This is a genomic window from Lachnospira rogosae (ex Hitch et al. 2025), assembly GCF_040096455.1.
Classification (GTDB): domain Bacteria; phylum Bacillota; class Clostridia; order Lachnospirales; family Lachnospiraceae; genus Lachnospira; species Lachnospira rogosae.
In genome coordinates, this window is record NZ_JBBMER010000003.1 from 376,349 (window position 1) to 396,281 (window position 19,933).

The window sequence follows — 19,933 nt, forward strand, 5'->3', positions numbered from 1 at the left end:
TTGGCATTTTTTATGTAGAAATACATATATCTATATGTTAAAATTAGGACATACTTAGGAATTGTCTATATAAAACACGTTAAGGTGGTGGAGAATTGAGAAAGTTAGCAGATTCGATATATCTTGAAAATATTGCAGAAGTTAAGACTATACTTGAGAATGAGCCTAATCTTATAGATGAGAAGGACGAACATGGAGTACTTATGGCATTACTTGCCGCTAAGACGGGTAACCTTGAGCTTGTGAAGTATATAGTTGAATATTCAAGGGCAAGTATGAATATTCACGATGATAATAATAAGAATATGCTTCATTATGCGGCTATGTCAGGAAGCGTACCTACTTGCAGGTATCTGGTTGAGAGAGTTGGAATGTCACCTTTGTCTGGAGATATTAATTTACAGACACCTTTTGAGGTTGCTCATCAGAATCATTTTATAGAGTTAGAAGAATATTTTGAGAGTGTTGTTGGTCATAAGTTAAGTGAGATGTATCACAATCCAATAAGGACAGGTATGTATCCTGACCCATCAATTGTCAGGGTTGAAGATGATTATTATATGGTTAATTCTTCATTTATATTCTATCCTTGTATACCAGTATCGCATTCTAAAGACCTTATTCACTGGAAGATAATAGGTTATGCTATTACAGAACCAGAGTGGGCGGCTCTTGATGACCTTGAAGGAGGACGAGGTTACTGGGCTCCCGATATATCTTATTATAAGGGAAGATTTTATATAACAGCTACATACAGACTTAATGATACAGGTAATGTATACAGAAAGCAGATAGTTGTAAGTTCAGATAAGCCGGAAGGACCATACAGCAAGCCTGCCATTATAGATGAAGATGGTATTGACCCATCTATATTTAATGATGATGATGGAAGAAGATATATGCTCCTTAACAGGGGAGCAAGAATATTTGAGCTTAATGAGGATGCTACTAAACAGATATCCAAAGCAGAGCTTCTGTTCTATGGAGATAATAAGAGAGCACCGGAAGGACCTCATCTTTTAAAGAAGGATGGATATTATTATCTGTTTGAAGCAGAGGGTGGAACAGGACCGGGACACAGAATAACGGTATCCAGAAGCAAGGAGCTTAAAGGAATATATGAACCCTGCCCATACAATCCTATTATGAGACAGAACAACCCTGATGAGATAATACAGAGGTGTGGTCACGGAAAGCCGGTACAGACACAGAATGGTGACTGGTATATGGTGTATCTGTGTGGAAGAAAGATTGGCGATGGATACAGCATTTTAGGAAGAGAAACTGCTCTTGACCCTATAAGCTGGACTATGGACGGCTGGCCGATAGTCAATAACCTTAAAGGTCCTAGTGCATTACAGGTAAAGCCTGATCTGCCAGAGATGATATGGGAAGATGAGTCAGATGATGATTTTAATAATTCATATCTGAGTAATGAATGGTGGTTCCCAAGAGTGCCGGAGATGGACGGCATTAAGTTAAAAGACTCTCATATTCATATCAAGGGAAGCAGATATAACCTTGATACTATGAAAGCTAAGAATATACTTTTAAGAAGACAGAAACATTTCAGATTTAGTGCTGTATGCAAGCTTTGTATGCCAGAATTATATCCGGGTCAGAACTGCGGCATGACTTGCTATTATGATGAGAACACCTATATAAAATTCGGTGTATTTGCTACGTTAGAGGAAACACCAAGACTTATGCTTAATGTAGTGGAGAAGATTGGTGATGAGGTCATTACACACGATGGTGTATGCGTTGATAACAGTAATAAAGACATATACCTTAAGATAGATACGAATAATCTAAGAAGGACATTTTCATATAGTTATAATGATAAAGACTATAATAAAGTTGTTACTCTGGATAATGTCTATTATCTGTGTGATGAAGGAATTCGTAAGGGTAAGCGTTTTACAGGTGCAATGATTGGAATGTATGCTTACGCTGGAGATTATGGAAGCCAGTATACTGATAGCGAGGGAAGACACGGAACAGATGATTATTATGCGGCATTTGATTATTTCAGATATAAAGCATAAAATAATGAGCACCAAGGTGCTCATCTTAAAAGTTTCTTGCGAAACTTTATAAGTGTTGAAAAGTATCGTGAATTACGAAATAATGAGCACCAAGGTGCTCATCTTAAAAGTTTCTTGCGAAACTTTGTAAGCGTTGAAAGACATCGTAAATTACGGAATAATGAGCACCAAGGTGCTCATCTTAATATATAGTAAGGAGATTGCAATGATAATTAACAGAAATTCAGAATTGGAAAAGAATATGTATGCAAAGTTATCACAGGTTGATGAATTAATCAGCAGTAACGATGTGTACGCTCTTGGATTAAGACTTAACGCACTTTCTTCATTATGTAAGGCATTAAGAGAAGATAGTGCAGTTAAAGCATTAACAGAAGCACTTGATAAGGTTATAGAGAGTGGTATTATAGACAGCATCGATAAGAATAGCCTTAAGCATTTTATGATTGGTAATGCGTTCTATACAGCATCAGATTTTACAGGTGATGATAAATATAAGAATGAAGCTGTAAAGCTTGCGGCTGGTTTTAAGAATTTTGCAAGAAATGAAGCAGGTTATTTTAAAGATGCAGATGATAAGAAATGCTTATGTAAGGCATATTCATATGAACCATTTTATATGGCATATGAAACAAAGGACGGCGGAAAAGAGCAGTATAATGATGTTATTGGACAGTATAACGCTATGAATGATGAGCTTTTTGCAGACACTAAGTATTCATCAGATACAACAGCCAAGGTTAAGGTATTATCTGTATATGCAGCTTCACTTATTGATACAATGGAAGTTATGGACCAGATGATATATGAAATCTACAGAAAGATGCAGGACTATTTCAAGGCATCAGTTAAGGCTGTTCTTGAAACAGGGAGAGATTATGATGACTTTGATGATTTTGATGAAGAGTCAGAGCTTATGTTTGCCTATGCTGTATTAAAGGGATGTAGAATGAAGGCACTTCACACAGAGAAATACGAAGGCATTGTGTTAGGCGTGTGCGATAAGGTAATGGCAGGTGAGATATTCACTGATGATGATACCGATAAGAATGTAGTAAGCAAGGCGGCATTAGTATACAGCGAGACAGTACGCAACAGAGAATATCAGGATTATGGCCGTGGCAAGGGAGGAGCATTATGGAGTTAGTATTAGTAACTAATACAAGCAGAAATGCAGTTGTAGAATTAACAGAAGCAGGAAAGTATTATTCCAAGAAAGAATATGACATATATGTTAATGGAGAATTGTTCACACATACAGACAAGCAGGTTACATCTTTATATGGCTTCAAGCCAGATACAGATTATGAGATAACAGCGGTATATGACGGTAAAGAATATGGTCCTGTCGAGCTTCATACAGATTATGAATTTGTAACACTTAATGTAAGGGATTTCGGTGCATATGGTGATGGTGTGCACGATGATACCAATGCAATCCAGTGTGCAATTATGGCTTCTAAGAAGAATTGCAGAGTATATGTTCCAGAAGGAACTTACAGAATATCAAGCATTTTCTTAAAAGATGACCTTACACTTGAGCTTGCCAAGGGTGCTACATTACTTGCATTCACAGACAGAGATAAGTTCCCTATATTACCAGGTCTTATTGAGTCATATGATGAGAAGTCAGAATACAATCTGGCTTCATGGGAAGGTAATCCGGTAGACTCTTTCTCGGCAATAATATGTGGTCTTAATGTTAAAAATATTGTTATAACAGGTGAGGGTACTATTGATGGTGGTACAACACACGATAACTGGTGGAAGAACTGCAAAGTGCGTAATATAGCGTGGAGACCTAACCTTTTCTTTATAAATCATTGTGAAAATGTTACTATGCAGGGCATAACAGTACAGAATTCACCTTGCTGGACTATTCACCCATATTTTAGTAACCACCTTAAATTTATAGATGTAAAGATTAAAGCACCAGCAGACTCACACAACACAGATGGTCTTGATCCAGAAAGCTGTGAGGACGTACTTGTACTTGGTACATATATTTCAGTTGGAGATGATTGTATTGCTATTAAATCAGGCAAAATCTATATGGCACAGAAGTACAATGTTCCAACAACCAATATGATAGTAAGACAGTGCTGTATGAGAGATGGACACGGAGCTGTAACAGTAGGAAGCGAGATTGCCGCAGGTGTTATGGACGTGCATATCAAAGACTGCCTGTTTATGAACACAGACAGAGGCTTAAGAGTTAAGACAAGACGAGGAAGAGGAAAGCTTTCAGTTCTTGATGACATTTCTTTCGAGAATATAGATATGGATAATGTTATGACACCATTTGTAGTCAACAGCTTCTATTTCTGTGACCCGGATGGTAAGACAGAGTATGTTGGTTCTAAGAAGCCGCTTCCTGTAGATGATAGAACACCTTCAATTAAGAAGTTCACATTTAAGAATATCAATGCTAAGAACTGCCACGTTGCAGGTACTTATATATGCGGACTTCCAGAAAGCAAAATAGAAGAACTTACATTTGAGAATATTAATATTACATACGCAGATAATGCCAAGTCAGGTGTTGCAGCTATGATGTTAGGCTGTGATGAAGCAAGCAGACAAGGTATGATTGTAAGTAATATCAACACACTTATTCTTGATAATGTTAAGGTTACAGGCTGTGACGGTGAAGAAATTGTCGCAGAAAATGTAGATAATATAATTAAGAAATAATAAGATGTCAGAGTCAAAAGTTCAGAAAGTCGTTAATACCTGCGTAATAGGATTTGGAACTTATGACTTTATCATCATATGATTACAACTATAAATAGGGGAATGTGCCGCGGCACATTCCTTTTTATAACGATGAAAGCGGGGTGAGTATATTGAATTTAAGAGCACCAAAGGGAATAGATGTCGAGAGCTGGTTTATAGAATGTTATAAAAAGCATAAAGGTCACCCTATGCAGATATTGTTAGGTCTTTATAAAGGCAACTATCATAAGTTCTTTCTTGCTGTTATATTCTTCTTTATAAAGCATGCACCTGTATGGGTACTGCCTATTGTCACAGCGAATATTATTAATGATATAACGAGTGGTTCGCCAGAAACTTATCAGAACATAATTATACAGGCGATGATTATGATTGTTCTTGTAGCACTTAATATTCCTATGAATTATATGTATACAAGATACAAATCATTAGCAACAAGATATGCAGAGACAGGCTTAAGAAGGGCACTTGTAAGAAAGCTGCAGCAGTTATCTATATCTTATCATAAGGAAACGCAGTCAGGACGTCTGCAATCCAAGATTATGCGAGATGTCGAAGCGGTGGAAACACTGTCAACGCAGATGTTTCTTAGCATACTTAATATAGCACTTAATATAGCTATAGCACTTATAGTAACCATTAATAAGAGCCTTGTAGTATTCATATTCTTTCTGCTCACAACACCAATTGCCGCTGCGACAATGGTATTTTTCAGGAATGTAATGAAGAAGCGTAATAATGAATTCAGAAAAGAGATGGAAGAAACTTCTGCAAGGGTAATGGAGATGGTTGAGCTTATTCCTGTCACAAGGGCACATGCACTTGAGGAGGAAGAAGTTCAGAAAATGAGTGGACAATTATTTGCTGTTGCAGAAAAAGGCTACAGACTTGATGTAATACAATCATTATTTGGTTCAGTAGGCTGGGCGATATTCCAGATATTTCAGGTAGTATGTCTTGGATTCACAGGCTTTCTTGCAATTAAAGGAACTGTAATGCCGGGAGATATAACACTTTACCAGAGCTATTTTGCTACAATCGTAAGTCAGGTATCATCACTTATGTCTCTTATTCCTACAATAGCCAAAGGTATTGAATCGGTTAATTCAATAGGTGAAGTATTATTAGAAGATGACATAGAACAGAATGAAGGTAAGGAAATAATTAAGGACATATATGGTGAGTTCGATTTTAAAGATGTAACATTCAGATATAATAATATCGACAGGCCAGTTCTGCATAACCTTAATCTTCATGTGGATAAAGGCGAAACAATTGCACTGGTTGGTGAATCCGGAGCTGGTAAATCGACAATTCTTAACCTAGTAATAGGTTTTAATCAGGTTAACAGCGGAGAAGTGCTTATAGACGGACACAATATGAAGGATATTGACCTTCGCTCATATAGAAAGTATCTTGCGGTTGTTCCACAGACATCAATATTATTTTCAGGGACAATAAGGGATAATATTACATATGGTGTTGATAACGTTGATGAGGCAACACTTGATGAAATAGTTAAAGCCGCCAATCTTACAGATTTAATCAATTCACTTCCAGACGGACTTGATACGATGGTAGGAGAGCACGGTGGAAAGCTTTCAGGCGGTCAGCGGCAGCGTATATCAATAGCAAGAGCACTTATACGAAATCCTAAGGTTATAGTGTTAGATGAGGCCACATCAGCCTTAGACAGTATATCAGAAAAACTTATACAGGAGGCTCTCAATAACCTTACCAAAGATAGAACAACCTTTATAGTAGCCCATCGTCTTTCAACAATAAAAGACGCTGACAAAATAGCCGTAATAGCTGATGGCCACTGTGTAGAATACGGAACATATGATGAATTAATGAACCTCAAGGGTGAGTTCTATCAGATGAAGAAGATACAGTCATAATGTCTGTCTAACCCGAAAGCACAGAGGGGGTCTGCCTGCATTTTTAACGAAGTCACAGCATAAATTATCAGCCAATATGTAAAAAGAAACCTGATGCCATTTATTAGCACCAGGTTTCTTTTATATGTGATATTCAAAGTCCTTAACTTGACGAAGAACATATATTATATCAACTTATCTTATTAGTTATTAATCCAGATTCTTAATGTTGAGATTAACTTTTCCTTAGTCTCAGAATCTAATTTAGATACTAACTGCATAATTTCATTATCAAGAGCTGTGCTCTGGTAGTTCTTATCAACACTTCCTGCAAGGTAGTCAAGAGAAACGCCTGTAAGCTCTGCATAGTATGAAAGCATTCTTAATGTCATAAGATTACGTCCATTTTCTACATTACTGATATAACCTGGAGTTACATCAAGTGCCTTAGCAACGTCTTCCTGTGTTAAACCCTGTGAAATTCTTAATTTTTTAACTTTTGCTCCTAAATCGCTATCCATAGTAGACCTCCATTGATAATTATAAATTGTTAATTGGTTGTTATATATTAATAAGAAGAATTATGATTAAATGTAATTACTTCTTATTAGCTCTGTATCTTGCTGTAGAATCAAGAATCTTTTTACGGATTCTAAGATGAGTTGGTGTTACTTCAAGAAGCTCATCTGTGTCAATATAATCAAGAGCCTGTTCAAGACTTAATATCTTAGGTGGTACAAGTCTTAAAGCTTCATCAGCACTTGAAGAACGAGTGTTAGTAAGGTGCTTTGTCTTGCAGACATTAACTTCAATATCCTCAGTTCTTGGGTTCTCACCGATAATCATACCAGCATATACCTTTTCGCCAGGTCCGATGAAAAGAGTACCTCTGTCCTGTGCATTGAAAAGACCATAAGTAACAGCTTCACCATCTTCGTAAGCTATAAGTGAGCCAGTCTTTCTGTAAGATATATCACCCTTGTATTCTTCATAACCTTCAAATGAAGTGTTAATAATACCATTACCCTTAGTGTCAGTAAGGAATTCACCTCTGTAGCCGATAAGACCACGGGATGGAATAGAGAACTGTAATCTTGTGTAACCACCATTAATAGGTGTCATTCCAAGTAGTTCTCCCTTTCTCTGGCTGAGCTTCTGGATTACAGAACCAGAGAATTCTTCTGGAACATCAATATATGCAAGCTCCATAGGTTCAAGCTTCTTGCCACGTTCATCAGTGTGGTAGAGAACTTCAGCCTTACTTACAGCAAATTCATAGCCTTCACGTCTCATATTCTCAATAAGAACAGATAAATGAAGTTCACCACGTCCTGATACCTTAAATGAGTTCTCAGAACCAGGATTTTCTTCTACTCTTAAACTTACATCAGTATTAAGTTCCTTGAAAAGTCTGTCGCGGATATGTCTTGAAGTTACGAACTTACCCTCTTTACCAGCGAGTGGGCTGTCATTAACCATAAAGTCCATAGAAAGAGTAGGCTCTGAAATCTTCTGGAATGGGATAGCAACAGGGTTCTCTACAGAACAGAGTGTATCACCAATCTTAAGGTCGGCAATACCAGATACGGCAACGATATCACCGAAGCCTGCCTCATTAACTTCTACCTTATTAAGTCCGTTGAATGTGTAAAGCTTAGTTACACGTACTCTCTTTCTTAAAGATGGGTCGTGGTGGTTAACAATAGCTACTTCCTGATTAACCTTAATCTTACCATTCTCGATCTTACCTACACCGATACGTCCAACGAATTCATTATAATCAATAGTAGATATAAGCATCTGTGTATCAGCATCAGGATCACCCTCTGGTGCTGGTATATTATTAACTATGCAGTCAAATAAAGGCTGCATATCCTTTCTTTCGTCATCAAGGTCAGCCATAGCATAACCAGACTTAGCTGATGCGAATATGAATGGACAATCAAGCTGTTCATCGCTTGCATCAAGGTCGATGAATAATTCAAGAATTTCATCGATAACTTCATTAGGTCTGGCTTCTGGACGATCAATCTTATTAATACATACGATAACTGCAAGATTAAGATCAAGTGCCTTCTGAAGAACGAACTTAGTCTGAGGCATAACGCCTTCAAAAGCATCAACGACAAGAACAACACCATTAACCATCTTTAAAACTCGCTCAACTTCTCCACCGAAATCAGCATGTCCTGGAGTATCAATAATATTAATCTTAGTATCTTTATAGTGAATGGCAGTATTCTTTGAAAGTATAGTAATACCTCTTTCACGTTCTATATCGTTAGAATCCATTACACGTTCAGCAACTTCCTGATTAGCACGGAAAGTACCACTCTGTTTCAAAAGTTCATCTACAAGAGTTGTCTTACCATGGTCAACGTGGGCGATAATAGCGATATTACGAATATCTTCGCGTTTAGTTTTCATTATGTTTTCCTTTCATATATAAGTCAAAATGTTCAATCACTGTTACATATTTACCAGCAATATATATTATACATTGAATGGTTATGGTTAGCAACTTTTATATTCTATCACAAAGCTATCAAAATACAATAGTATATATGGTAAAAATATTAAAAAATATCAAATATATTTTATAGCAGATTGCACATATATATACATATTAATATTTAATAATTGCGATTATGCTAGTAAGACTATAACATATATTTTAATAGAAGTATACCGGTATACCACTATGTTCGTAAAAAAATACAATTTGTGTAAATACAGTAAAACACAGTATTTTTATAATGTTTTCAAAAATATTATAATTTGTACACAACTTTTTCAAAATATTTTTGTAATATTACAGCAAGTTAGAACATATACATATTGAGAACAATAAATAAAGCACAGGACCGAGGCATAATAATATCGGTCAAAGAAGGGAGAAATACTTATGCTTGATAAGGTAATTGAAAACAACAGGGTGTGTATCATCGGAGAAGTGGTATCAGAATTTACATTTAGCCACGAGGTATTTGGAGAGGGCTTTTATATTGCAAATGTATCTGTCAACCGTCTCAGTGATATGGTGGATATAATTCCACTTATGATAAGTGAAAGACTTATTGATGTAACTAAAGACTACAGGGGAATGAAGATAGAGGTATCTGGACAGTTCCGTTCTTATAACAGACACGAAGGTGTTAAGAATAAGCTCGTTCTTTCAATATTTGTAAGAGAATTACGCTTTATAGAAGATGAAGATATTCCAGAGGAGCAGTCAAAGTCTAATCAGATATTCCTTGATGGCTATGTATGTAAGCCACCTATATATAGAAAGACTCCATTAGGAAGAGAGATAGCTGATATTCTTGTAGCTGTCAACAGACCATATGGCAAGTCTGATTACATACCATGTATTGCGTGGGGAAGAAATGCAAGATTTGCAGGCGGACTTGAAGTAGGAAGCCACCTTCAGATATGTGGAAGAGTACAGTCAAGAGAATACACCAAAAAGGTTGATGAGGAGTCAGTTGAGAAGAGAGTAGCCTATGAGGTTTCTGTCAGCAAGATTGATTTAGTTGAAGAAGAATAAAATATTGCGTAGTCACGAATAGTTTATGGCTATTTACACCTGACATCATATAAATAAGAATGTGTTGATATTGACAATGAACTACGCAAGTGATATAGTCAAATTAACTTTTAATTCTACAAAGTAGAGGTCGCACGATTCAAGAGTAACTGTACGGATGTCCCCAAGCATATGATGTGCAGCGAAAGGGGAAAGTGCCGAAGCATATAATTCAGGGAAGTTATATGCTGGGCATAAGGTTAATAATCTTATGACTGTCATTATGGGCATTGATGCCTTATGATGGAGGGCTACGCGAAGATTTATATAATGATATTTGTATAATGAATTCTTACTTAGGCCGGTCTGTCATTAGATCGGTCTGTTTTATTGTAAAAGGGTTATTTAAACGTTGTACTCTATTAGACAATACAGGAATAGAATTGAAATAATTAATATTAATACAACGGATAAGCGTTGGAATGGAGGAGTTATGTCAATATTTACAGGTGCAGGTGTCGCTATTGTCACACCAATGAAAGCCAATGGAGAAATCAACTATGATAAGCTTGCAGAGCTTCTTGATTATCAGATTAATAATTCAACAGATGCGATTGTTATCTGTGGAACAACTGGTGAGTCTGCAACTATGACAGAAAAAGAGCATATCGAAGCTATAAGATTTACTGCTGATTATGTTAAAAAGAGAGTTCCTGTTGTTGCAGGAACAGGTTCTAACTGTACTAAGACAGCTGTTGAACTTTCAAAGGAAGCACAGGCGGCAGGCGTTGACGGATGTCTTGTTGTAACACCTTACTATAATAAGGCTACACAGAAGGGACTTATAGAGCATTACACAGCAGTTGCCAGATCAATTGACCTTCCAATTATTATGTATAATGTACCAAGCAGAACAGGCTGCAACATTCAGCCAGAGACAGCAGTAAAGCTTGCCAGGGAAGTAGATAATATCGTAGCCATTAAGGCTGCAACAGGCAATCTTTCACAGGAATCTAAGACAATGATGTTAGCAGAAGGCTGTCTTGATATGTATTCAGGTGAAGACGGACTTATCGTACCGCTTATGTCTATTGGTGCTAAGGGTGTTATATCTGTATTATCAAATGTTGCACCAAAGCAGACACACGACATATGTGCTGAGTTCTTTGCCGGTAATATTGAAAAGAGCCGTCAGTTACAGTTTGAGGCACTTGAGCTTGTAGATGCTTTATTCAGTGAGGTTAATCCTATTCCAGTTAAGACAGCTCTTAATCTTATGGGTATGGAAGTAGGACCACTCAGAATGCCTCTTTGCGAAATGGAAGAAGCTAACCTTAATAAGTTAAAGACAGCACTTAAGAATTACGGACTTATAAAGTAGTGTAAGAATCTATAATTTGGCAGATAAAAGAAGTGTGCGAACATAAATATTGAAATAATAAAGAAAATAATGTATGGAGGCTATGATAATGACAAGAATTATTATGCATGGCTGTAATGGACATATGGGAAGAGTTATTACAGACCTTGTAAGCAAAGATGATGAATGTAAGATAGTAGCAGGAATTGATCCATTTGACGATGGACATAATGATTATCCTGTATTTGCATCAGTTAATGACTGTGATGTAGAAGCAGATGTCATAATTGACTTTGCAGCAGCAAAGGCAGAGGATGCACTTCTTGATTATTGTGAAAAGAAGCAGATTCCGGTTGTAGTATGTACAACAGGACTTACAGATGAGCAGATTGAACACGTAAGAAAGACAGCCTGCAAAGTTGCAGTGCTTAAGTCTGCTAATATGTCACTTGGCATTAATATGCTTATGAAGCTTTTACAGGATGCAACTAAGATTCTTGCACCAGCAGGCTTCGATGTTGAGATAGTAGAAAGACATCATAACAAGAAGGTAGATGCTCCAAGTGGAACAGCACTTGCATTAGCAGATTCAATCAAGGAAGTTCTTGGTGATGATTATTACTATAAATATGACAGAAGTCAGGAAAGAGTAAAGAGAGATCCTAAAGAAATCGGTATCAGCGCAGTGCGTGGTGGAACAATAGTAGGAGTACATGATGTAATATTCGCTGGTGAAGATGAAGTTATTGAATTCACACACACAGCATATTCTAAGTCAGTATTTGCAAAGGGTGCTATAGAAGCAGCTAAGTTCCTTGCAGGTAAGAGTGCAGGAATGTATGATATGTCAGATGTTATAGCGGCAAGATAATAAATGGGATAGCACGAAGAGAACAGATTAAATTATTAAAGGTGTGGATAATGTAACAACCGCAGTATTCAGGGCTAAAGCCTGAATTGTTAGTTACATTATCCACACCTTTTGCTTGTAGGACTTATTTTACGTTATAATACTTTAGTTCTTCCCTTACAACAAATCCGCTTGACTTATAAAGCCTGACAGCGGGCATATTACTGCCTGAAACGTGAAGTATAAGAGGAATTATAGTATTATCGTGGCTGTTGTTTAAGCTGTCATTTTTCCAATCCTGAATAAGCTCTGTTAATAATAATCTGGCATAGCCACATCTGCGCATATCAGGGTCAGTCCATACATCGTGTATACATATATGTGTGTTAAAATGTTCAAATGATATTGATGATATAAGCTCATCAGAGGCACTTGATAAAAGCTGATATTCATCATCATATTTTAATAACTCAATAGTGTCCGGAAGGACAGTGGAAAAGTTATTAGTTATATGTTTAATTGAAAGTTCCATAAGATATTCGCTGCAGGCATATGCTATATTGATATTGCCGGAAATATTACAAGCAGGATTATGCTTGTGGCTGATAATGCTGTTCGCGGTTTTATCGTCAATGGCGGTGATGTATTTTATGTTTCTGTCTGATATTAAAGCATTAACGGTGCACATAAGTGCATAAAACATTGCTGTGAAAATGTGCTGCTGCCTGTAGTCAGGGGCAGTCATAGCGGTAAATTCAATTACCATATCATCATATATACTCGGTTTAATAGTATCTGAATTATTGTGAGTGTCTATGTCATCGGAGTCATCAGTGTTGCAGTTAATAATAGGGTTTAAACACGAAATAAACCCGACAAGGCAGTGGGTATCCTTTGTAAAAGCCGCAAGTTGTATTAAGTCTTCAGCCTCAGGTTCATCACAGAATGGTTCATAATTGCATAATTCGGAAAGCTTTAAAACATCATCATAAGAGAAGACATTTTCTATAATAATATCTGTATTGGCGAATGAAGTAGTATTGGCGAATGAAGTAGTATTGGCGTGTGCGTTCATATATTAAATCCCCCTGATTTAAGTAAAATTGGTAATCTGTTGCAAATTTTATGTAAAAATCATTGTAGCAAACTAAAAGATAATGTACAATAAGAGTTGATAATCATTTTTATACTACGGGTAGATAGAGAGTAATTGCTATATATATTAGTGATGATTGGTAGCAATTACAGTAAATAATAGGAAGGTCATATTATGAGTAAAGTAGCAATATTAACAGACAGCAATAGCGGTATTACACAGGCACAGTCTAAGGATATGGGTGTTACAGTTATACCTATGCCTTTTTTTATTGATGGAGTGGAATACCTTGAAGATATTAATCTTACACAGGAAGAATTCTATGAAAAGCTTAAAAATGATGCAGATATATCTACATCACAGCCATCAATAGGAACATTACAGGACTATTTTGATGAATTGTTAAAGGACAATGATGAGGTTGTATTTATACCTATGTCAAGCGGTCTTAGTGGTACCTGCCAGACAGCAACTATGGTTGCAGGTGATTATGATGGAAAGGTGCAGGTTGTTAATAACCAGCGTATATCAGTTACTATGCGCCAGTCAGTTATGGATGCAAAGGCTCTGGCAGATAAGGGTAAGAATGCCGAGGAGATTAAGGATATACTTGAAGCTCACAAAATGGACTCAAGCATATATATAACTCTTGAAACACTTAAGTATCTTAAGAAGGGTGGAAGAATAACACCTGCGGCGGCAGCTATTGGAACTATGTTAAAGCTCAATCCTGTATTACAGATACAGGGTGAGAAGCTTGATGCATTTGCCAAGGCAAGAGGAAAGTCATCAGCCAAGAAGATTATGCTTAAGGCTATGAAGGATGACTGTGATAACAGATTTAAAGATTATGCACAACAAGGAAAGCTTCATATGGAAGTTGCATATACTGGTAATGAAGAAGAAGCCAGGGAATGGGCTGAGGCTGTAAAAGAAGCATTTCCTCAGTATGATTTCCATATGGATCCATTGTCACTCAGTGTTGCGTGCCATATAGGATATGGTTCATTGGCAATAGCAGTGTCAGCTTATGTACCGGAGGCAGAATAATGGCAGCACCTTTAAGAAGTGAGATTGATAATGAGTTCAAATGGGCAGTTAATGACATCTACTCATCAGATAATGCGTGGGAAGAAGATTACCAGAAGCTTATTAAACAGGCAGGCGAGCCTTGTGAATATCAGTTTGTTTTAACTGAGTCGGCTGATAATCTTTATAATGTATTAAAGGAATTGAATGATACTGATTATCTTGTTGAGAGATTATATGTATACGCATATATGAGATATTATGAGGATACAGCTAATTCGGTGTATCAGGATATGTCAGGCAGGGCACAGACGGCAGCAGCTAAATGTGCTGAGAAGTACGCATTTGTTGAGCCTGCAATATTAAGTATGGATGAAAATGTTCTCTATGAATATTTAAAAGATGACAGGCTTAAGTTGTATAAGCATATGATTGACGATATGTTAAGCCAGAAAGAACATTCGCTGTCTGAGAAGGAAGAAGTTCTTCTTGCAAAAGCATCGCAGGTAATGTCTGTTCCTAATGAGATATTTTCTAAGTTTAACAATGCAGATGTCCATTTTGGCAGTATAATTGATGAATCTGGGAATAAGGTTGAGCTGACTAATGGAACATATGTAAAATATATGCAGAGCCAGCAAAGAAGTGTAAGAAAAGAAGCCTTTGAGTGTCTTTATAAGGAATATAAGCAGTACATCAATACGCTTGCAGCCTGCTTTTATGGCAACGTAAAACAGGCAGTATTTAAGGCTGAAGCAAGAAAATATGAATCAACATTACATATGTATCTGTCTGATTCATTTATTCCTGTAGATGTATACAAGAATCTCATTAATACTGTAGATGACAATCTTAATCTTATGCACAGGTATGTTGATATAAGAAAGAAAGCTTTAGGGGTTGATGAGCTTCATTTTTATGATATATATGCTCCGATGGTAGCGGACTATGAGTGGAAGGTTACCTATGATGAAGCCAGACAGATGGTTCTTGAAGCTTTAGCACCTATGGGCGAAGAGTATGTTGCTAAGGTTAAAGAAGGCTTTGAAACAGGCTGGGTTGATGTATATGAGAATAAAGGAAAGAGAACGGGAGCATTCTCATGGGGAGCATATGGAACTCACCCTTATGTATTCCTTAATTTCTCAGGAACATTAGATGATGTGTTTACAATTATTCACGAGATGGGTCACGCAATGCACACATATTATTCTAATTCCAACCAGCCATATATATATGCCGGTTACAAGATATTCGTTGCAGAAGTTGCCTCAACCTGTAACGAAGCACTTCTTATGAATTATCTGTTGGAAAGCTGTAAGAATGATAAAGATAATAAGAGAAGAAAGTATCTTCTTAACCATTATTTTGAGCAGTTTAAGGGTACATTGTTCAGACAGACGATGTTTGCTGAATTCGAGATGACAGCCCATAAAATGGTCGAAGAAGGCAATGTCCTTACTGCTGATAACCTGTGTGATGTATACAGAAAGCTTAATGAAAAGTATTTTGGAAGTGAGTGTGTTATTGATGATGAGATAGCATACGAGTGGGCGAGAATACCACATTTTTATACTCCATTTTATGTATACCAGTATGCAACAGGATATTCTGCTGCTATTGCGATAGCGGCTGGAATATTAAAGGGAGATAAAGCTGTTAAAGAGGGCTATAAAAAGTTCCTTTCAGGCGGCAGCAGTCTTCACCCTATTGACCTGCTTAAGCTATGCCGAATAGATATGGAAAAACGTGAAGTTGTACAGTCTGCATTAAATGTATTTAATGGACTGCTTGATGAGTGGGATTAAGCTGTTAATGCGTTTTGTCATATAACCTATGTTTTGTTATATAACACTAAAATAGTAAATAGTAAAAGAACCCTGCCGGTATAGCGGGGTTCTTTTTTAGAGGTGTAAAATATGATAAACAATAATTTAAGTAGTTGTCTGTTAAATAAGGCTCTTGTAAAGCTCTGTTATCTCTTCAACACTTGTTTCTCTTGGATTACCAGGTCTGCATGCATCATCATAAGCTGACTGTGCAAGGAATGGAATATCTTCTTCCTTGACAATATCCTTTAAGTTAGCTGGGATACCTACGTCCTGTGATAACTTTCTTACAGCATCTACAGCAGCTTTTCTGTATTCTTCCTGTGTCATATCATCTGTGCCTTTGACACCCATAGCTTTGGCAATGTCACGATATTTCTCACCGGTTGCTGGAGCATTGTATTCCATAACTGTTGGAAGGATAATAGCGTTAGCAACACCGTGTGGTGTATCATAGAGGGCACCAAGTGGGTGAGCCATGGAATGGACAATACCAAGACCTACATTAGAGAAGCCCATACCTGCTATATACTGTCCAAGTGCCATACCTTCACGTCCCTCAGGTGTGTTCTCAACAGCACCTCTAAGGCTCTTAGAAATGATTTCAATAGCTTTAAGATGGAACATATCAGATAATTCCCAGGCACCAGCAGTTATGTAACCTTCAATAGCGTGTGTTAAAGCATCCATACCAGTTGCGGCTGTAAGCCCCTTAGGCATACTAGACATCATATCAGGGTCAACAACAGCTACGACAGGGATATCGTGTGGGTCAACGCATACCATTTTACGGTTCTTGCTTGTATCTGTGATAACGTAGTTGATAGTAACTTCTGCGGCTGTACCAGCAGTAGTTGGAACTGCAATAATAGGAACGGCAGGTTTCTTAGTAGGAGCAACACCTTCAAGGCTTATAACATCACTGAATTCAGGGTTGTTAATAATAATACCAATAGCCTTGGCTGTATCCATTGAAGAACCACCGCCGATTGCGATAAGATAATCTGTACCAGCATCTTTAAATGCCTGTACACCTGTCTTAACATTCTCTACTGTTGGATTAGGCTTGATGTCTGAATAAACCTCATAAGCCAGTCCGTTCTCGTCTAATACATCAAGAACTTTCTTAGTTACACCAAATTTGATAAGGTCAGGGTCAGAGCATACAAATGCTTTCTTAAATCCCCTTGAAATAGCCTCTGTAGCTATCTCCTTGATAGCTCCCTTTCCGTGGTAAGATGTACCGTTAAGAATAAATCTCTGTGCCATAATAATATTTACCTCCATTCACGTTGAATTTATGTTTATATTTTAACACTTTGTGAATAATATACAAGTAAAAAACTAAAAAATATTAAAATTAATGCAAAATGACGCAACAAATGTGTGAATGTGTACACAAATGAGGGCACATAAACAGGGGATATATTAATAATATGTGTGTGAAAAGATATGTAAAATGGTATATTTTATTATTGAAATTATATTATTGAAAATACATTATCAGAACACTATAAAATATAGAAATGAAATTTGAAACAAAATTGAAAAGTAAATTTAAAAATAAAATTGAGGTATAGATATTATTAAATGAAAGGTATATCATATACACATTAAATACATAGGAATGGAGTAAAATGAGAAACAATAATTTAAAGAATATAATAAAAGTGATAAATACAGCGTTGTTAGTAAGTACATTGACATTGAGCCTGACAGCGTGCGGAAGGACAGATGGTAAGTCTGATAATTCTAATAATGAAGCAGATACGGCAGTTGTTGCGGTAAATAATAGTGATACAGATAGTATGCAGAATGTAAATGCAGATGATCTGTCTGTTAATTCAGATGAGAACCAGAACACCAGCGAAGCCGATAACACATCTGCTGTAACGGATAACGAAAATAATGCAGATATTGAAGATGAAAATAACAGCGGTGATGAAAGTATAAGTAATGATAATTCGGATTATGATACGGATAATTATACAGAAAATGGTAACAATGTAGATGATAACAGCCAGCAGCCTGTATATAATGACACATTTTCTTATGTATCAGGTGGAGCAGAAGATGATGATACACAGGAAAATATTCAGGAAGCGCAGCACAAGACAACTATATGTATAGATGCAGGACACGGTGGAAGTAATGAGGGAACGAAAGAAACATATGATGGTGTACTCATTAAAGAGAAAGATATTAATCTTGTAATAGCAAAAAAGCTTCAGTGGTATCTTGAACAGAATGATAATCTTAATGTCATTATGACACGTACTTCTGATACAGATGTGAGCATAGGGGGAAGAATAGACTATGCTAAAGGCAATAACGCCGATTATGTTATATCGGTTCATATTAACAGCAAAAGCCAGGATAATACTAATCCAAGAGGCTGTATGGTATTAATGAGCTGTAGCCGATATCAGCCATCTGATTCAAGATTTGCAAGCATATATGATAAAGAAAATATGCTTGCAAATGCAATTATCCGCAATCTTAACAATATAGGAATTCCAATAGCAGATGACTGGAACACAGAATACACTAATGGCATATTACAGCGTACCAACACAGTAAATGAACTCTACCCAGACGGTTCACCAGCAGATTATTATGGACTTATATACAACGGCACATATGCCGGAATACCAACAATTATAATAGAACACTCATTTCTAAGCAACGAGAACGACTACAGAACTCATTTCAGCACCGACTCCCAGCTAGATGTCCTGGCCCGTGCCGATGCACAAGGAATATTAGAGGTAGTGAACTAACTTTTGTTTTAGGACTTATTGATAATCCCTCCCGTACGTCACGCGAGACGGGTGTTAAGAGGTCCGGTGGACCTCTGCTCTGACACGACCGAAGAGTGCTTTAGCACTCTGAGAAATCGAACCCAAACTTCGAAGCAGTTGGGTTTCGAGAAGTGCCTCGCACTTCTCGGATAACAAAAAGGGGCTGTCGCTTTAACGATTGAAAATCGTTAAAGTACCAGCCTCTTTTTCCTATAAAAATACGATTTTTAAGTTACTATTTATTAAAATGAATGGGATGTTCCAAAAATTGGCGTACTTTAATAAACCTATACAGATTTTAAAAATTTTTATTTTGATATTTCTAAATTCAGGCACTTTTTAAAGGAAATAAATGTGTTCCTGTCTTCCCGTTCTGAATCTTATTATGAAGTTTATTTATGTTTCTTGCAATTGCTAAAAGAGTACTTTCAGCGAGTACATTCGCAGTCCCTTTGCTTAGGTATCTTCTGAACTGAATGTCCTGTTTTATGTCTCCAAATGAGCCTTCAGCCTGAATGCTCCGGTTCATACGATACAATACCCTTTCATCAGATATGATTCGTTCCAAATCCTCTTTTCTGTGTTTTATAAATGTTTTTGCAACTTGTAATACCTTGGTTCTTTCTCCTAATGGCGTTTTGCAGTTATTATCTTTTATGCAGTCACTCTTGTAAGGGCAGTCGCTGCAATTCTCACATGTGTAGATAGTTTTTTCACTCACATATCCTGTTTTAGTTTTATTGTGTCTTATATGTGATACTGTAAGTTTCCTGTTATT

Annotated in this window: 15 protein-coding genes and 1 riboswitch; of the genes, 10 read left to right on the top strand and 5 right to left on the bottom strand. The window is 36.8% G+C overall.

What is annotated here, in order from left to right; all coding sequences use genetic code 11:
- Positions 1-95 precede the first annotated feature (95 nt).
- The 4 genes from WMO14_RS05980 to WMO14_RS05995 all read left to right on the top strand — a co-directional run bounded on the left by WMO14_RS05980 (position 96) and on the right by WMO14_RS05995 (position 6,685).
- Positions 96-2,048 carry a family 43 glycosylhydrolase gene (locus tag WMO14_RS05980; RefSeq protein WP_349153453.1) on the top strand — a complete coding sequence of 651 codons (1,953 nt, stop codon included), beginning with the start codon at positions 96-98 and terminating at the stop codon, positions 2,046-2,048.
- Positions 2,049-2,253: 205 nt separating this feature from the next.
- Positions 2,254-3,195 (top strand): glycoside hydrolase family 88 protein, encoded by a 942-nt coding sequence (locus WMO14_RS05985; RefSeq protein ID WP_022501890.1) that lies wholly within the window; start codon positions 2,254-2,256, stop codon positions 3,193-3,195.
- Positions 3,186-4,742 carry a glycoside hydrolase family 28 protein gene (locus WMO14_RS05990; RefSeq protein ID WP_022501889.1) on the top strand — a complete coding sequence of 519 codons (1,557 nt, stop codon included), beginning with the start codon at positions 3,186-3,188 and terminating at the stop codon, positions 4,740-4,742. Before WMO14_RS05985 ends, WMO14_RS05990 begins: the two co-directional genes overlap by 10 nt.
- A 152-nt stretch (positions 4,743-4,894) precedes the next feature.
- Entirely contained in the window at positions 4,895-6,685 is a 1,791-nt protein-coding gene (locus WMO14_RS05995) for an ABC transporter ATP-binding protein (protein WP_082421509.1), read from the top strand.
- Positions 6,686-6,867: 182 nt separating this feature from the next.
- Here WMO14_RS05995 and WMO14_RS06000 read toward each other — a convergent pair whose 3' ends face one another.
- Positions 6,868-7,185 (bottom strand): helix-turn-helix domain-containing protein, encoded by a 318-nt coding sequence (locus WMO14_RS06000; protein ID WP_022501887.1) that lies wholly within the window; start codon positions 7,183-7,185, stop codon positions 6,868-6,870.
- A gap of 76 nt (positions 7,186-7,261) precedes the next feature.
- On the bottom strand, positions 7,262-9,091 hold the full coding sequence (typA, locus tag WMO14_RS06005; protein WP_022501886.1) for a translational GTPase TypA: 1,830 nt from the start codon (positions 9,089-9,091) through the stop codon (positions 7,262-7,264).
- Between the two features lie 478 nt (positions 9,092-9,569).
- On the opposite strand from typA, the gene WMO14_RS06010 reads away from it, so the two are divergent.
- From WMO14_RS06010 to dapB, 3 genes are all read left to right on the top strand, one after another.
- Positions 9,570-10,211, top strand: a complete 642-nt coding sequence (locus tag WMO14_RS06010; protein ID WP_022501885.1) for a single-stranded DNA-binding protein — start codon at positions 9,570-9,572, stop codon at positions 10,209-10,211.
- 116 nt (positions 10,212-10,327) lie between these two features.
- Positions 10,328-10,512, top strand: a riboswitch (Lysine riboswitch).
- Positions 10,513-10,683: 171 nt separating this feature from the next.
- Positions 10,684-11,571, top strand: a complete 888-nt coding sequence (gene dapA / locus WMO14_RS06015) for a 4-hydroxy-tetrahydrodipicolinate synthase (protein WP_022501884.1) — start codon at positions 10,684-10,686, stop codon at positions 11,569-11,571.
- A gap of 88 nt (positions 11,572-11,659) precedes the next feature.
- A complete protein-coding gene (gene dapB, locus WMO14_RS06020; protein WP_022501883.1) occupies positions 11,660-12,421 on the top strand; it encodes a 4-hydroxy-tetrahydrodipicolinate reductase in 762 nt (253 codons plus the stop codon).
- Positions 12,422-12,545: 124 nt separating this feature from the next.
- On the opposite strand, the gene WMO14_RS06025 is transcribed toward dapB, so the two are convergent.
- Positions 12,546-13,475: a GNAT family N-acetyltransferase gene (locus WMO14_RS06025; protein WP_349153454.1), complete on the bottom strand. Its 930-nt coding sequence runs from the start codon at positions 13,473-13,475 to the stop codon at positions 12,546-12,548.
- A gap of 195 nt (positions 13,476-13,670) precedes the next feature.
- On the opposite strand from WMO14_RS06025, the gene WMO14_RS06030 reads away from it, so the two are divergent.
- Positions 13,671-14,546, top strand: a complete 876-nt coding sequence (locus WMO14_RS06030; RefSeq protein WP_022501881.1) for a DegV family protein — start codon at positions 13,671-13,673, stop codon at positions 14,544-14,546.
- Entirely contained in the window at positions 14,546-16,333 is a 1,788-nt protein-coding gene (gene pepF, locus WMO14_RS06035; RefSeq protein ID WP_055174040.1) for an oligoendopeptidase F, read from the top strand. Before WMO14_RS06030 ends, pepF begins: the two co-directional genes overlap by 1 nt.
- Before the next feature lie 141 nt (positions 16,334-16,474).
- Here the strand turns inward: pepF and fucO are convergent, their stop codons facing one another.
- The gene (gene fucO / locus WMO14_RS06040; protein ID WP_022501879.1) at positions 16,475-17,623 is read right to left on the bottom strand and encodes a lactaldehyde reductase; all 1,149 of its coding nucleotides are present in this window, start codon (positions 17,621-17,623) and stop codon (positions 16,475-16,477) included.
- A gap of 368 nt (positions 17,624-17,991) precedes the next feature.
- On the opposite strand from fucO, the gene WMO14_RS06045 reads away from it, so the two are divergent.
- The gene (locus WMO14_RS06045) at positions 17,992-19,134 is read left to right on the top strand and encodes an N-acetylmuramoyl-L-alanine amidase family protein (RefSeq protein ID WP_349153455.1); all 1,143 of its coding nucleotides are present in this window, start codon (positions 17,992-17,994) and stop codon (positions 19,132-19,134) included.
- Positions 19,135-19,483: 349 nt separating this feature from the next.
- On the opposite strand, the gene WMO14_RS06050 is transcribed toward WMO14_RS06045, so the two are convergent.
- A partial coding sequence (locus WMO14_RS06050) for a transposase (protein WP_349153456.1) occupies positions 19,484-19,933 on the bottom strand: 450 nt, incomplete at its 5' end.

What these genes read in the sequence shown, in the direction of transcription:
- WMO14_RS06045 (WP_349153455.1), top strand. Translation starts at nt 17,992, where the DNA reads ATGAGAAACAATAATTTAAAGAATATAATAAAAGTGATAAATACAGCG.
- dapA (WP_022501884.1), top strand. Translation starts at nt 10,684, where the DNA reads ATGTCAATATTTACAGGTGCAGGTGTCGCTATTGTCACACCAATGAAA.
- WMO14_RS06030 (WP_022501881.1), top strand. Translation starts at nt 13,671, where the DNA reads ATGAGTAAAGTAGCAATATTAACAGACAGCAATAGCGGTATTACACAG.
- pepF (WP_055174040.1), top strand. Translation starts at nt 14,546, where the DNA reads ATGGCAGCACCTTTAAGAAGTGAGATTGATAATGAGTTCAAATGGGCA.
- typA (WP_022501886.1), bottom strand. Translation starts at nt 9,091, where the DNA reads ATGAAAACTAAACGCGAAGATATTCGTAATATCGCTATTATCGCCCAC.
- WMO14_RS06010 (WP_022501885.1), top strand. Translation starts at nt 9,570, where the DNA reads ATGCTTGATAAGGTAATTGAAAACAACAGGGTGTGTATCATCGGAGAA.
- WMO14_RS05985 (WP_022501890.1), top strand. Translation starts at nt 2,254, where the DNA reads ATGATAATTAACAGAAATTCAGAATTGGAAAAGAATATGTATGCAAAG.
- dapB (WP_022501883.1), top strand. Translation starts at nt 11,660, where the DNA reads ATGACAAGAATTATTATGCATGGCTGTAATGGACATATGGGAAGAGTT.
- fucO (WP_022501879.1), bottom strand. Translation starts at nt 17,623, where the DNA reads ATGGCACAGAGATTTATTCTTAACGGTACATCTTACCACGGAAAGGGA.
- WMO14_RS06025 (WP_349153454.1), bottom strand. Translation starts at nt 13,475, where the DNA reads ATGAACGCACACGCCAATACTACTTCATTCGCCAATACTACTTCATTC.
- WMO14_RS06000 (WP_022501887.1), bottom strand. Translation starts at nt 7,185, where the DNA reads ATGGATAGCGATTTAGGAGCAAAAGTTAAAAAATTAAGAATTTCACAG.
- WMO14_RS05990 (WP_022501889.1), top strand. Translation starts at nt 3,186, where the DNA reads ATGGAGTTAGTATTAGTAACTAATACAAGCAGAAATGCAGTTGTAGAA.